The following is a 1,100-nucleotide window of genomic DNA, read 5'->3' as shown; positions in this document are numbered from 1 at the left end:
GATCGGAAGAATACCCGCTCACCTCGTCGTCGGTCGCGGCGGCCTGGCAGACCTCGGAAACCGGCGCCGTTGGCAGCGCTGCGGCCTACAGCACCGCCCAGCGCACGATCGCACCCAACAACACGTTGGGCGTGCAGATGAAGCTCACGCGAAAGACGCTTAAGCAGTCCGGCGACGCACTGGAGCAGGCTGTTCGCCGTGACATGAACGGCTGTATCGCGCAGGCGCTCGACAAAGCGGTGTTCCTCGGCGCGGGCGCGTCCGGTGAACCGGCCGGCCTGCTTGTCGGCAGCTATTCCATCACGTCGACGTCGGTAGCAGCGGCTGCATCTTGGGCGGCTTTCCGTTCGGCCATTGTGCGCTTCATGACGGACAATGCAGCCACCGGTCCCGGTGACGTCAACCTGCTTATCCGTCCGGAAGTCTTCGATAAGATGGATGGCACCTACATCACCTCGACGGCCGTGACCGAGTGGGACCGTCTGACCAAGAACGTCCCTGCTCCGGTGATGACGACCAATGGCCTTGCGGCTCCGACTGGCTCTCCGCTCGCTACCAAGGCGTTGCTGACGACCAGCGTCGGCGGCGTTGCGCCGTTCTTCGTCGGCCTTTGGGGCGGTGTTGATCTGATTAGGGATCCGTTCAGCGACGCGGCTTCTGGCGGACTGCGGCTCACCGGTCTCGTTACGGCCGATGTTTCGGCGGGCCGTGCTCAGCAGCTGCAGATCCTGACCGGCGTGCAGGTGGCGTAATATGGAGCGTCGGGCAGGAATTGAACTTCGCGCAGTCGGCCGAAAGCTAGAAGGCTATGCGGCTGTTTTCAACTTAGAAGCGCGCGTGGCCGACTTTCGCGAGATCATCCGGCCCGGCGCGTTCTCTAACACGATTAGGGAGGGCCGGGATATCCTGGCCCTCTCCGATCACTCACCTGAGAAAGTGCTAGCGCGCACTAGGTCGGGAACGTTGCGGCTGGCCGAAGATAGCCGCGGGCTGCACTTCTCGCTGGACGTGCCGGACACTACGGCTGGCCGAGACGTGCTTACGCTTGCGGAGCGTGGCGACATCGGCGGTGCCAGCTTTGGTTTCACCATCCCCAAGGG

Annotated in this window: 2 protein-coding genes; both read left to right on the top strand. The window is 63.5% G+C overall.

Features of this window, described 5'->3' with window-relative positions; translation table 11 throughout:
- Window positions 1–752: phage major capsid protein (locus EN750_RS35650; protein ID WP_127399370.1), on the top strand; the 752-nt coding region annotated here is incomplete at its 5' end.
- A 1-nt stretch (window position 753) separates the two neighbouring features.
- Window positions 754–1,100: HK97 family phage prohead protease (locus tag EN750_RS35645; protein ID WP_127399369.1), on the top strand; the 347-nt coding region annotated here is incomplete at its 3' end.

Origin of the sequence: Mesorhizobium sp. M7A.F.Ca.ET.027.03.2.1 (assembly GCF_003999175.1) — a bacterium.
Taxonomy (GTDB): domain Bacteria; phylum Pseudomonadota; class Alphaproteobacteria; order Rhizobiales; family Rhizobiaceae; genus Mesorhizobium.
The sequence above is the reverse complement of the archived record's forward strand: the minus strand, read 5'-3'. Positions and strand labels throughout refer to the sequence as shown.